The sequence below is a fragment of the Paraburkholderia sp. BR10937 genome (assembly GCF_040965695.1).
GTDB lineage: Bacteria > Pseudomonadota > Gammaproteobacteria > Burkholderiales > Burkholderiaceae > Paraburkholderia.
The window spans coordinates 1-12,822 of record NZ_JBFRCL010000035.1 but is presented as its reverse complement, the minus strand read 5'-3'; the positions used below and the strand labels follow the sequence as shown (position 1 = coordinate 12,822).

At 56.4% G+C, this 12,822-nt stretch carries 14 protein-coding genes and 2 pseudogenes; 6 read left to right on the top strand and 10 right to left on the bottom strand.

Features of this window, described 5'->3' with window-relative positions:
• Positions 1-34: 34 nt before the first annotated feature.
• The 6 genes and pseudogenes from AB4Y44_RS26220 to AB4Y44_RS26195 all read right to left on the bottom strand — a co-directional run.
• Positions 35-334 carry a ferredoxin family protein gene (locus AB4Y44_RS26220; protein WP_083245578.1) on the bottom strand — a complete coding sequence of 100 codons (300 nt, stop codon included), beginning with the start codon at positions 332-334 and terminating at the stop codon, positions 35-37.
• Complete coding sequence (locus tag AB4Y44_RS26215; protein ID WP_368619636.1) at positions 331-1,644, bottom strand: FAD-dependent monooxygenase; 1,314 nt, start codon at positions 1,642-1,644, stop codon at positions 331-333. The genes AB4Y44_RS26220 and AB4Y44_RS26215 overlap by 4 nt, the downstream gene beginning before the upstream one ends.
• An 11-nt stretch (positions 1,645-1,655) precedes the next feature.
• Entirely contained in the window at positions 1,656-2,768 is a 1,113-nt protein-coding gene (locus AB4Y44_RS26210) for an electron transfer flavoprotein subunit alpha/FixB family protein (RefSeq protein ID WP_069268288.1), read from the bottom strand.
• Positions 2,765-3,616, bottom strand: a complete 852-nt coding sequence (locus tag AB4Y44_RS26205; RefSeq protein WP_069268289.1) for an electron transfer flavoprotein subunit beta/FixA family protein — start codon at positions 3,614-3,616, stop codon at positions 2,765-2,767. Before AB4Y44_RS26205 ends, AB4Y44_RS26210 begins: the two co-directional genes overlap by 4 nt.
• Before the next feature lie 55 nt (positions 3,617-3,671).
• A pseudogene (locus AB4Y44_RS26200) lies at positions 3,672-3,870 on the bottom strand (nitrogenase-stabilizing/protective protein NifW).
• Positions 3,871-4,015: 145 nt separating this feature from the next.
• Positions 4,016-5,134, bottom strand: a pseudogene (locus AB4Y44_RS26195) (homocitrate synthase); the annotation flags it as partial.
• Positions 5,135-5,542: 408 nt separating this feature from the next.
• Here AB4Y44_RS26195 and nifB point away from each other — a divergent pair.
• From nifB to AB4Y44_RS26165, 6 genes are all read left to right on the top strand, one after another.
• Positions 5,543-7,144: a nitrogenase cofactor biosynthesis protein NifB gene (gene nifB / locus AB4Y44_RS26190; RefSeq protein WP_368619635.1), complete on the top strand. Its 1,602-nt coding sequence runs from the start codon at positions 5,543-5,545 to the stop codon at positions 7,142-7,144.
• Between the two features lie 67 nt (positions 7,145-7,211).
• Positions 7,212-7,406, top strand: a complete 195-nt coding sequence (locus tag AB4Y44_RS26185) for a 4Fe-4S binding protein (protein WP_083245579.1) — start codon at positions 7,212-7,214, stop codon at positions 7,404-7,406.
• Between the two features lie 64 nt (positions 7,407-7,470).
• The gene (locus tag AB4Y44_RS26180; protein ID WP_368619634.1) at positions 7,471-7,893 is read left to right on the top strand and encodes a HesB/IscA family protein; all 423 of its coding nucleotides are present in this window, start codon (positions 7,471-7,473) and stop codon (positions 7,891-7,893) included.
• Positions 7,865-8,329 (top strand): nitrogen fixation protein NifZ, encoded by a 465-nt coding sequence (locus AB4Y44_RS26175; RefSeq protein WP_368619633.1) that lies wholly within the window; start codon positions 7,865-7,867, stop codon positions 8,327-8,329. The genes AB4Y44_RS26180 and AB4Y44_RS26175 overlap by 29 nt, the downstream gene beginning before the upstream one ends.
• Before the next feature lie 119 nt (positions 8,330-8,448).
• Positions 8,449-8,667: a putative nitrogen fixation protein NifT gene (gene nifT / locus AB4Y44_RS26170; RefSeq protein WP_069268344.1), complete on the top strand. Its 219-nt coding sequence runs from the start codon at positions 8,449-8,451 to the stop codon at positions 8,665-8,667.
• A 1-nt stretch (position 8,668) separates the two neighbouring features.
• Positions 8,669-8,947, top strand: a complete 279-nt coding sequence (locus AB4Y44_RS26165) for a hypothetical protein (RefSeq protein ID WP_069268291.1) — start codon at positions 8,669-8,671, stop codon at positions 8,945-8,947.
• A 620-nt stretch (positions 8,948-9,567) separates the two neighbouring features.
• On the opposite strand, the gene AB4Y44_RS26160 is transcribed toward AB4Y44_RS26165, so the two are convergent.
• The 4 genes from AB4Y44_RS26160 to AB4Y44_RS26145 form a co-directional block, all read right to left on the bottom strand.
• Entirely contained in the window at positions 9,568-11,166 is a 1,599-nt protein-coding gene (locus AB4Y44_RS26160) for a neprosin family prolyl endopeptidase (protein ID WP_368619632.1), read from the bottom strand.
• Positions 11,163-11,405 carry a zinc ribbon domain-containing protein gene (locus AB4Y44_RS26155; protein WP_083245582.1) on the bottom strand — a complete coding sequence of 81 codons (243 nt, stop codon included), beginning with the start codon at positions 11,403-11,405 and terminating at the stop codon, positions 11,163-11,165. The genes AB4Y44_RS26160 and AB4Y44_RS26155 overlap by 4 nt, the downstream gene beginning before the upstream one ends.
• A 12-nt stretch (positions 11,406-11,417) precedes the next feature.
• Positions 11,418-11,999, bottom strand: coding sequence for an ankyrin repeat domain-containing protein (locus tag AB4Y44_RS26150; RefSeq protein ID WP_069268293.1), 582 nt, complete (start codon positions 11,997-11,999; stop codon positions 11,418-11,420).
• Between the two features lie 89 nt (positions 12,000-12,088).
• Positions 12,089-12,697 carry a hypothetical protein gene (locus AB4Y44_RS26145; protein WP_069268294.1) on the bottom strand — a complete coding sequence of 203 codons (609 nt, stop codon included), beginning with the start codon at positions 12,695-12,697 and terminating at the stop codon, positions 12,089-12,091.
• Positions 12,698-12,822 lie beyond the last annotated feature (125 nt).

Here is a 12,822-nt window from a genome sequence, read left to right as displayed (position 1 = left end):
TAGGCGGAAGCCGAAATGACGAGGTCGTTTTCGTCTATCCGAACTTGAACTGGATTCCGTGACCACCCCTCGGATACTCCCAGGAAAGGTTGTGGTGTTCCCCGCATAGAATGCGACAACTGCCGCATTCAAGGCAACCGTCGGTAATTAGTGTCACGGCGCCGTTGTTCTCATTCCGATAACAGGAAGCGGGGCAGACGAACGTACAGCTTTTATCGCTACATTCATTAATGCAGGTTTCGGGATTTCTTATTTGGACGTGTGGCCGGCCAACGTCAACGCGGTAACGGTTTTGGAATAGCTTCTCGTCGATGTTCACAGTAAGTCTGGTCATCGGAAGGCCCTCCAGAGTTTGTATGCGTCGCCCACCAGGCCTGTTAGTGAGCGACTTTTGCGGAAGCTCGCCATGACATCCACTTTCTTTGTCTGCTTGTCCACGCCGTCGACCGTAATCATTGTCCGAGCCGCTTTAGCGACTAGATCAGGATATGTCGTGAAAAACTGCGGATTGTGATGCAAGATCTTCGGCATGTCTCGGTACTTGAACAGGTCCTTCATCACGAAACTCTTGTCGAGCGCGGCCTTGTACCCGGAGAGGGCGCTAGCCCGATAGCTGTGGCCTCCGGAGGCTTTTGTGGCTATCGCGGTCTCCGCGGCGAGACGTCCTGTCGTCATGGCAAGATTAGAACCTTCGCGATGTACGGAATTGACGAAGCCACCGGAATCGCCGACGATCATCCAGCCGTTCCCGTACACTTCCGGGATTGCATTGAAGCCCCCCTCGGGGATCAGATGCGCACAGTACTCCTTCATTTCACCGCCGGCGATGAGCGGGGCGATGGACGGATGACGCTTCATTTTTTCAAGTAACACATATGGGCTTGTACGGTTCGAGTTGTTTTTGAAGTCGCTCAGCATACAGCCGACGCCGATTGTCAGCGACTCCTTGTTAGTGTACAAGAAGCCGGTTCCAGCCATGCCATCGGTGATTCGGCCGACCATCTCAATGACGACGCCTTCGTTATCGGCAACATTAAACCGCTGGCAAATTGTTTCCTCAGGCATAAAGAGAATCTCCTTCACAGCCAGCGCGACATTGCCCGCCTTGATTTCGCCGTGAAAACCTGCCTTACGCGCCAATGTCGAATTGACGCCGTCCGCGAGGACCACGATGTCCGCATAAACTTCACCGTGTTGGCGGTCGCATTGCACGCCGACAACCTGGTCTCCGTCCATTATCAGGCGATTCACGGTGGTCTCGCAGATCAGCAAAGCGCCTGCTTCACGTACTTTCGACGAAAACCACTTGTCGAACTGTGCCCGTATGATCGTGTAACGGTTATATGGGGGATTGTTGTAGTCTTCGCTGCGCGCGTGCGTGCCCACAAACGAGGTATCGTCGAGCATCCACAGGCGTTGCTCGATGATGTGGCGCTCGAGAGGGGCATCGTCACGGAAGTCCGGAATGATCTGTTCCAGTGCATTGGCGTAAAGGATCGCGCCCTGAACGTTTTTGCTTCCGGGATACTCGCCGCGTTCAATCTGAAGCACTTTCAGGCCGCCTTTCGCCATAACGTAGGCTGCGGCGTTGCCTGATGGTCCAGCTCCGACCACAATGGCGTCGAATTTGGGGGAGGTTATCATGTTTGTTTTCCTTACGAGTCTAGCCGCTGCGGTATCAGGTGCTGCTTAAAGGCCTGTGTTAGTTCCGGTAGTACGCGCATTGCGTCCCCCACAACGCCGTAGTGTGCGTAATCAAAAATCGGTGCGTTTGGGTCGGTGTTGATCGCGACGATGACGTCAGAGCTTTCCATTCCGACCCGATGCTGGATCGCACCAGAGATTCCCGCGGCGATATAAAGCTTGGGCCTGACAGTTTTGCCGGTCTGTCCGATCTGGCGTTCGGCTCGGACCCAACCCGCCTGAACGCATGGGCGGCTCGCGCCGACTTCGCCACCGAGCACCTGCGCCAGCTCGAATAGCAGCATGAAGTTCTCGCGATTCTTGAGTCCCTTGCCGCCGCTTACGATCACGTCCGCGTAGGCAAGGTTGATTTGATCACTTGTCTCGTCAGGGATGAAGTCAAGCAATTTGGTTACTATATTGGCCTCGATCATCCCGAGCGTTTCCTGCACGATCTCGCCACTGCGGCCTTGCTGCGCCGGCGGCATGGGCATGACTCGTGGACGCACAGTCGCCATCTGCGGGCGGGATTCGAGCGTCATGATCGTACAAAGCAGAGAGCCGCCGAAGGTCGGCCGCGTCGCAGCTAGTACACGCGAGGCGGGATCGATATTCAACTCAGTGCAGTCGGCTGTAAGGCCAGTCAGAAGCCGTGTTGCGACAGAGCCCGCGAGATCTCGGCCCATTGAAGTCGCACCGAGCAACAGTATCTCGGGGCAGTACTTGCTAGCCAGATCTGACAGGCCTTTCGTGAACGGTTCGTTGCGATAACCGCGCAACACCGGATCGTGGATGACATACGCTTTGTCCGCACCCAAGGTGAACGCCTCAGCGGCAAACTGCTCGAGTGGCTCTTCAGTACCACCGAGTACCGCGACAGCGACGTCGCTGCCGAGTTTATCGGCGAGCTTGCGAGCCTCACCGACCAGTTCCCACGATACGCTGTGCGCACGGCCACGATCGTGCTCGATGAAGACCCACACGCCCCGATAGTCTTTCATACGGTCGCGGAGTTCTACGTTGCAGCCGTTAGCGTGTGCGATCGGCTCGGCCGGTTTTTGTTTCCAAGCAACAAGCGAATTCATGCATTCCTCTCCGTGAGCCGCAGGTCCATCTCTAGCGTCGGATGGCGAGTAAAGATCTTACGCACAAGTTGAGCCGCCGCGTCCTGGAGACTCGACTCGTCGAATTCGATCATCTCGGTATCTTCTGCACGCGGCGTTGCGCCGAACACCTTACGTACGACGGTAGGTGAACCCTTCAGCCCGATCTTGCTGGCGTCATCGATCCCGGCCTGCTGGCGGTTCCACTTGCGCACGGGGAAGCCAGCGGCATGGATTACTCTGGGCAGTGTTGCGAAACGCAGATCGTTCGTGTTCTCAAGCATCGTGACAAGGCACGGCAACGCCGTCTCGAGTACCTGAACGCCCCCTTCAGCACGGCGTTCGGCCATGATCGTGCGTCTGCCGAGGTCGATCTCGAGGATTCTCGACACGTAGGTAAGCAGTTGGATGTCCATGCGCGTCGCGATGCCCGGGCCGACTTGGGCTGTATCACCGTCGATCGTTTGTTTGCCTGCAAAGATCATATCCACTGAGCGTTCACTCGCGATCTGGCGGATCGCGGCGGCCAACGCATAAGAAGTGGCGAGCGTGTCGGCGCCGGCGAACGACCGGTCGGTGATGAGCACGGCGTCGTCTGCACCGTAGCTGATGCATCTACGCAGTGCGTCCTCGGCCTGTGGTGGTCCCATAGAAAGTATCGTGACCCATGCGTCGAAGCGGTCTTTTAGCCGTAACGCTTCTTCTAGCGAGAAGAGATCGTAAGGATTGACGATTGCCGGCACGCCTTGCCGCATGATGGTGTTGGTCACAGGGTGAACCCGAATCTGGGCAGAATCCGGTACTTGCTTGATGCAAACGACAATATGCATTGAGATTCTCCTAATCAGACGCCGCTGGGTGCCGACTGCGACGCGCACAGGCTTTTCAGGAAGACGACATGGCGGTCGGCGGCCTTCTAAAGACTTTAAACACTCGTTGTTTAGGGGGCGCGGATACAACGAAGTCGTCGCAGGCCTTCCGCAGCAAGCCGTGATAGATCAGCCGTCGTGGAGGGCGGCGCGTCGTCCTGTTGTTCGATGTACCGAAAGAAACGTTTCATGATGTGCAGGCGGTTCAACTTCACTATCCTTTTGTCGAGGGCAATGCAAAAGAGACGCGGAAATCCTCCATAGATGAAAACGGACGAAGTCTCGGATAAGTCCTTCCATGGGTTTGCTCCTCCTAAGTCCGTTTCTCGCTATGAGCGGCCTCCAGGACGCTCTGACTCGCGTGCTCCGTACCTCACTCAAAAAGCGGCGGAGATCGATTGCGCTAGGCGCCTTCTTATGTCGCGTGGCGAAGGCGCGGATGTGCGGCGGCAGTAGCGGCACAAGCCGCTCCGATACCTTCAGGCCCGAAGCGTCATATGCGTCACGTTCGCCTTGAGACCCAGAATGGTTGCCTAGCACTGTAGACCGTTGCCGGCAGACCTCTGCAGGATCGAATCCTTCGTAGGTTGCGACGTGTTTGGAAAGGCCGTCTGTGTGAATTCCCGCTTCGTGAGTAAAAATGCCTCGACCGATGATGCTTTTTCCAAAGGAGACGGCTCGGCCCGACGCATGTTCGACCAGCAACGAAATACCGGGCGGCGCGTTAGTGTCGACGCCGGTATCTCGTCGCAGAAGATGACGTGCTCCCATCACGACTTCCTCTAGCGCCGCGTTGCCGGCTCGCTTGCCTAGACCGTTGACGGTGGTGCTGGCATGTGTTGCGCCTGCCGCAAGGGCCGTTAACGTGTTGGCTGTGGCAAGCCCGAGATCGTCGTGCGCGTGGATTTCGATCTCGAGGTCCACGGCAACGCGCAGCGCCGCAATCGCCTGGTATGTCTTAAACGGATCCAGCACGCCGACCGTGTCTGCGAAACGCAAGCGCTGAACCCCTTGCTGCTGTGCGCATTGAGCCACTTCGATGACAAAGGAAGGATCCGCGCGCGAGGCGTCTTCCATGCCGAGAGAAATGGTTGCGCGACTTCCGATTGCTATGTCGACTATGCGGTCAATTTGACGCAGAACGCACGTACGGGACTGCTGCAGCTTGTGGCGCAGATGAATATCCGAAACAGGGATGGAGAGGTGAGCGATATCGGCATTGCAACGCAATGCCGCCGCGAGGTCGCCTTCGGTGAGGCGTCCCCAAACGACTATACGAGAGTCGAGACTTAAGCCGGAAATTTCCGCTATGCACGCCATTCCCTCGTCGCCCATTGCGGGAACCCCGACTTCGAGTTCCGTCACGCCGGCCTGAGACACGGCGCTCGCGATCGCGCATTTTTTCTCGGCGCGAAATGCGACTCCTGCAGTCTGCTCATCATCGCGGAGCGTCGTGTCATTGATAATTGGAAGATGCATGTCAAGTCTCTCCAGAGGTGTCGATTGCGCCGCAAACATCGTGCCAATGGGACGTTCCGGCCGGAGTATGGTTCTGTTTGAACCTGAAAGGCATCATGTCGGGATTCGGAGTACTTGGTGTGATAAGTCGCGTCGGGAATGTGCCATTCCCAACAGTGTCGCGCTTGAATCTGGCCGATCGGGTTATCGGCGAACGCGAAAGCGGTTGCTTTGATCGCGAGTAATTCAAATGAATAAGAACTGAGACACAGCGCCAGCGTGGCTGGACTACCCATGTGTCATGGTGACGGAGCACACGGCGATGCTCTCGGCTTCAAGTATCGTCCACTCGCACATCGTGCGTTTTCGCGATGGCATGGATTTCGCTGGGAGCAATGGCACACCCACCGTTCATTGCGGAGAGATACCATGCACGACTGCGCGAATGCCGGCGCTCTGATCTTGGCCGACGGCGCCAGAGTCACACACATCATGCCATCGGTGTCGGCCGCGGATCCACTTGCCGGATACGGCCGCCCCGATTCAAATGGCGCACCAGCCGGGTCAAGTTGCTGTTCGACCGACGCACCAGAGAACATCAATGCGGAGGTGTGGGAAAGGATCAGAGATCACCCGTGTTATTCGGAGGAAGCGCATCGCCATTATGCGCGCATGCATGTCGCAGTGGCGCCCGCCTGCAATATCCAATGCAACTACTGCAACCGAAAGTATGATTGCTCGAACGAGTCGCGGCCTGGTGTGGTATCAGAGAAGCTCGCGCCGGATCAGGCCGTGAAAAAGGTGATGACCGTCGCCTCGAGGATTCCGCAATTGACTGTCGTCGGGATCGCGGGCCCGGGGGATGCACTGGCCAATCCGAACAAAACGTTCGACACCTTTCGTATGCTTCGCGAACTCGCGCCGAAAATTAAGCTATGTCTTTCGACGAACGGCCTTTCTCTGCCTGACTATGTCGACGAAATTTGCGATTACGGCATTGATCACGTGACGATCACTATCAACATGGTCGACCCTGTCATCGGCGAAAAGATCTATCCATGGATCTTTTGGGATCACAGCAGAGTCACGGGCGAAGAGGCCGCGCGAATTCTGCACGAGCGGCAGATGCTAGGGCTCGACATGTTGAGCGCGCGTGGCGTACTTACGAAGATCAACTCGGTACTCATCCCTGGCATCAATGACGAGCACCTGGTCGAAGTGAATCGTGAAGTAAAGCGGCGGGGTGCGTTTTTGCACAACATCATGCCGCTGATCTCGGATCCTACGCACGGCACGTATTTCGGTGGCCGTGGCCAGCGCGAGCCTACCGCTCGCGAGTTGAAGGCCGTGCAGGACGCCTGCATGGGCGGCGCGGCCCTAATGCGCCATTGCCGGCAATGTCGTGCAGATGCCGTAGGCCTTCTGGGCGAAGACCGCCATCACGAGTTTTCGCTTGCAAGCATCGAACACATGGACGCCGTGGACAAGCTTGATCTTGGCAGTACACGTCAACGCCGCGTGGACGCCGCAAGCGATGGAGAGCGCGAAATGAAACATAAGACACGAAGCTTGTCAGGAGCGACCCAGGTGCTAGGCGATGTCGAGGTGCGGATTGCCGTTGCGACGAAGGGAGATGGACTCGTCAACGCACATTTCGGCCACGCTTCCGAGTTCCAGATTTTCCAGGTCAGCGCCGCTGGAGCCCTCTTTGTCGCGCACCGCCGCGTGGGCGCCTATTGCCGCGGCGGCGATGGCGATGAGGATGACTTGCGGCCGATCGTACACGCGATCAACGATTGCCATGCTGTGCTGGTTGCAAAGATTGGCTTGTGCCCACGGAAGTCGCTATTAGAAGCGGGAATCGAACCCGTGGATATGTACGCCCACGAACCAATCGAAAAAGCCGCGCTTGCATGGCTCACCGATTATTGTGGCCGTCTCACGACTGGCGAAATTGACCACGCGGACCGCGGCGACGCGACAATCCCACAGATCGGGTTGACTAGGGTGGGAGAAGACGCCCCTGTTTGAGCGGCAGGTAGCGCAGTCGTCCTGACGTGCTCGGTTACACCGAAAATCATCACAAGGAGTGCATGGTATGGCCCTAAAGATCATTTCCTCCGCCTGCACTGGCTGCTCGGCTTGCGAGCCACAATGCCCAAACGTCGCCATCATCGAGAAAGGCGGCGTCTTCGCAATTGATCCGAGAAAATGTACCGTGTGCGAGGGGCAATTCGATAGTCCGCAATGCGTGGCGGCGTGCCCTGTGGACGGGTGCATCGTGCCGGCCTAGCGCTCTGTTCCGCTTGCCTTGCGCAGTGTACCCGACGATTGTTCAATTCGACGATTTTTAAATCATGTTGCCAAATTTTGCAGTGACACCCGCCGCCGAAGAGTTCCTTCACCGTATCGTGCGCTTTTCCGGTCTGCCATCCGGTGCGGGCGTTCGTATTTGTGTGAGTACTTGCGGTTGCTCCAGATACGAAGCCGGACTGAGCGCCACGGCCGATGCGCAGCCCGGTGATGAGACTACGGAGATCAATGGACTGCGGATTCTCTTGCCGGCAGAAACTCGGCTGTTGCTCGACGGCTTTACCGTCGACTTCGTCGAAACACAAGACAGGTGTGGCCTTGCATTCAAGAGTGGCAATCATGCATTTGGCGCCGCCGCGCGCGCGCGGCGGCGCAGGCGAGTTGAGCGTCTCGCGCATCGATCGGACGCCGACGTAACTCATTGCCACGGGAGGTGTCATGAAGCGTGCATCCCGGTATTTAAATGAGCTGGGCGTGAGGGACGTCGAGAGCGACGATGCAGTCGAACTTGCTTTTCCACCACGGTTCGCCGTTGGCGAGCGAGTGATTGCACGTGCCGTGATTCGTAACGACGGTACATACAACGGTAAGGCTATGGGGGAGCTGCTCGTGAGCCAGGGCGATGCCGGTTATGTCACTGCAATCGGCACGTTTCTGCAGCGGTTCTACGTCTATGCGGTTCACTTTTTCGAAGGAGACCGCCGCGTTGGAATGCGCGCGAAGGAGCTCTGCACGCTCGATCGCCTGCCGCAGGACGTGCTCGCCCAACTGGGGAGGCGCGCCGACGCGCTTCGCTGGATCGGTTCGTGGCACGCCGATATGGAGAAGGAGAACTGCGCGCAGATGCCGACGCTAAGCGCTGAGCGCATTAGCGAGCCGTTCGATGATGGTGGACTCCCTTAACTCAGCCAGTTTGTGTGGGATAAGGCGGGATCGTACTGCGCACGTGCGGCATGTCCGCCGGTTGTTGCAGCCATACGTCTGGTGGCGCGAATCGCTTAACCAACCCGGGAGATATCAACGTGAAGGTCACAATCCGAAAGGATGACAATGGCGTATTCAGGGCCTATGTTCCGAAGAAGGATGTCGAGGAGCCAATCGTCTACATCGATGGAGCGCAGCTTTGGGGTGGACGTATTACGCTTGCTAACGGCTGGGAGTTTCAGTTGCCCGAACTTGCGAGCGACACCTCGCTTCCGGTAACTGTCGAGGCGCGGCGGGTGTCAGGCGGGTGGGAATGACATGGGCCTTACTGTGGAACAGATTCATGCGATAACTGAGCTGGTTTGTACCGAACCGACGCTGCAGGAAGCCGCGGTAATTTGGCGAAAGCGCTATCCCGATGTGCGTATCATTCGGATCACCGCAGTCGAGCTAAGCGATGAGAAGCCCTTCCTCGAGTTCCGTGGTCGCCGGGTCTATCTAGCGACATGGACCGGCTTTTGCATTAATGTGACCACGGAGGCAGCGCAAGCGGATATGCTAATATTGGCAGAAGAGGCGTTTTGCGATGGCGACTGAAGAATTCGCACTTTGCGAGCTTGCATACCACACTACGGCGATCTAGTGTTTTCCCGGGCTTTTGAGTCGTTGGAGCGGTGGTCCGACGCTCGATTCGTTCGAGCTTACGGTCGCTCGGCGCAGCGATGCCGTTGTCGCGGTGAATCGACGCTCGGCAGCTCGATGACCCTGCGTGTGCTGGGCATCGGGCTGGGTGACGCAATTACCAGCGCACCCTGCACATCTCATCCCATAGATTGCACATGGATTATCTTGGCCGGCTTAGGGCCTCGCATGTATTTGCCGATATCAACTGCCTCGACGTGAGGAGGACAGTGCAGAATATCGGTGAGCGGACGTACGCAATTAGTCAGTGACGGCGAACGCTTGGCCTACGAATTGCAATACCGGTTTTCGGTCACGGGAAGGTGGGTTGACCGTCGGTGTCTCGCGGTTTTCGTGTGCCGTTTAAGGCTGGCTCCGGGTCAGCTCGCCGCCTCGTTCGGCATCGCGCACGTAGGATGCCTCGATGAACCAACTGCCAAACGCAACATGTGGAAACCTCGCTAGCGCGAGGCGTCGGGATGTTAGGCGGGGCTATGCATCATAGAACAATAGGAATCACGCGCTCTATGCCGTCTTCACCTGCACTGTGTTCCGCCTGGGCCGCCAACGAAGACGTATCGGGTCCACCAACTTGGATTGTGGTTATCGGCGGAAATATAACCGCCATCTCCGTTGCTGAATGGACCGGCCGCGTGGTAGCAGGTCGATCGCACCGACAAGTGCGGATCATCCCAGGCAGCAGTGTCAGCGAGGTTGTAGTAGTAGAGGTTGCGCTGATAAGCTGCGTGGCCATATAGTGGGCTGTCCCAATTACCACTACCGGCGCCTGGCCAAGACGTAAGCCCAGTTGTTTCTGTACCAAACGAAATCAAGGTCGCGTTATGACTGTTCTGTCCGCCTTGATAGAACTCCGCGGGGTAGTAACCAATCGCCACGCCGTCACGAAAGAGCCACCAGTTCCCGTGTGCGTCGCGATGATATCCGGCACTGAACTCGTGCTGTTGACCGCCGGGAGAACTGATGTCAACTAACGCGCCCCCGAGTACCGCTTTCTCCGAAACCTGCACGAAATCCCCGCAGCTGTTGTTCCAGCATCCGGTGTTCACGTAGTTATCGGCGGTGCTGTAGATGAAGAAGTGCGGCAGATTGTCCCCAAACTTGGAAGGCGAGACTACCCAGCCAGTCTCTTCTGACTGTAAAGGGTTTGCACCGCCGGCTCTGTCTCCACCAATAATCCAGATCTGGGACAAACTAAAGAACTGACCCGCCGCAGCATCCACTTTCGGATTCCAGACATTGAACGTGACGTTGCCCCCGAGATTCTCGACGTTTTGCTCGAATGTCGCATATTTGTGTGTATAGGTATCCGCGGAGAGTAATTGACTCGCGATAAAGGGTGCATTCGCTGATTCGCTGCTTGACGGGAGCCTGGTCATCGGTGGAGGCGCCTTTCTGTGATATGCATCTACTGTCGGAAATCGACTAAGCTCTTCCAGTGTGACTCTATTCAAGGGGACGCTGCCCGTACCACAGCTTGGCGTATTCACGCCGTTTTGCAACTGTTCCGACGACCCTACCGATCGGCTGGATAAGTCACCGTTGAGGTTTGTCGCTGACGCTAACTGTGGAGGTGTTGCGATTTTCCTTATTTGATATCTCCGGACAGCAGGTTGCTCCATCACCGGAACGCAGTCATAGGTTTGGCCGTTCGCAATAAAGCTCCCTGAGACGTGTACTCCGTTGTAACGTTCAATAATCGCTTGGCGCATCACTTCGAAAGCAGACGGATCATTGACTTTGTAGGTGCGCGATATTGGAGGCTGATTGTCTGACTCAAGATGCGCCCCGGACCCTCGCCAAGGGTGGCCAATAAAATCCTGAGCGGCGGCAGCTTTCGTGTCAGCCATGAATCTGTCAAATGATTCCATATGGGAATCCATGCTCTGCGAGTATGCGGGCATTGTCCATGTTGATATCCCGATCAGGAACGCAGAAGAGACATATTGAATTGTGTTTGCAAGTCTACCGAGTTGTTTCCCGTTGCGAGGATTTACAACGAGGAATTCTTGTGCACAGAGGTAAATAGACTGCGGCGACATATGATTTTCCTTGGACTTAACTTTTTTGCAAGCCAGATATGGAATGACAGGCGCCGGCTCATTGTGGCGTTTCAAGGTCGATTCAATAATTGCATGCGCTCAGCCGCGGAATAATTGCTCAAATGCCCTTCACGAGCGGCCTGGCGGCGTGCTGCCGTAATGAGTGCCTTGTTGCGTGGAGGGGCGGACGGTGCGCTGACCTGCTTATCCATCGCATTACTGCTACAGCGCGGACAAGACGCCAACGAATTGGTGCGTACAAGTGTCTCGAACCGAAAATTGCAGTTGCGGCATACATAGTCGTAAAGCGGCATGAGAAGTTTTCCTCAATGGGCAAGGTTGTGCGACGGAGCATCATCGGCGAAACGCGACGATTCGCACATGCCGTTTTTGAGTCGGTCTACCGTTAGCAGCAGCTGTAGTCCAAAATCCGTGGCCATGTCGAAAGCGGTTCGCCCATCTGGCGCGACCAAGCTGTTACTCGCACCAAGGGATATTAGCAACCACATGACGTCGACTCTGCCGTTGGCGGCTGCCTGCATCAGGTATGTGACGTCGTGCGCATTGGCATGATCGACATTAAGACCGGCACTGATCAACCGTAGAATCGGTCCGGGCGTTCCGCATAGACATGCGTACCATAGCGCATCGTTTCCGTTGTCGTCGAGCGCACTGACGGGTGCACCTTCGTCGAGCAACGCGGCGACGATACGGTCTTCCCCATGCATCGCTGCGAGCATCAGCGGCGTTATTCCGTCAACGCTGCAGGAATGGGCATCCGGAAAGTCGTGTGCCGACAGCCATCTAGCGACTGACGAACGTGCACGAGCTTGCAGACCCTCATCAGCGTGCGGGAGGCTTTGAGCGTTCCCTTTTCGACGTGCGGCATCATCGATTAGCAGTGCCATGGAAATTCTCCAGTTAGATTACGTGAGCGTTGTGATAGCTTGTGTGCATGGTGGATTCTTCATGAGGAAGCACCGCTGCGGAATGCAACCTAGACCGGTCTGTTTTCGTTAGGATCACGGACTGGGCCCATCAGTTCGAGTCCATGCGCGTAACTGATGGGATCGAAACACAAGTCGAACTTCGACCCGGCGTCGGCGACGGCGTCGAGTTTTCCCGCTGTGTCCTTTTTCTTCAGCTCTGCCTTGTCGAGATACAGGAGCTCAAGTATTTCGTTGTAGACCGTCGATTCCACGATAGGGAGGACATAGAATACTGCGCCCTGATAGTGCGCCTGATAGCGGCTCGAGAGATCGATGTTGTCGCAGAACAGAAAGTACTTTCCGTTGGGCGAGAGTGCGTCTCCCAACACTTCGGCGACGTCTTTCAGATGTTCGAAGCTCAATAACCACCCCGCGAAAAATATGAGATGCGGGTTGCCGACGTCGGCCACTGCCATGACCTGCTCGCAAGACAGCTCTGGCGGGCGCGCTTCATCAGCGAGTTGCGGTCCGAAGCGCAGCGCGAGTTCGCCGCGAAAACCGATGCGCCGAGGTGTACTGGTGGGACCCTTGAACACTGCATTGAGTAAACGGCCCTCGAGTTGCAAGCGGGCGAAAACGGTCTGGTCAAGTTCCTTGTCAATAGTCATATCGTTCATTAGGTTCTCCTCTTAAGTTTGAATAACTTGTGAATTGGCAGTGACAGTTCGCAATCGGTCAAGAAGGATGGAGTTTCACTTGCAACTTTCGTACCACCACATCCCTCCCTCCCTCCCTCCCTCCC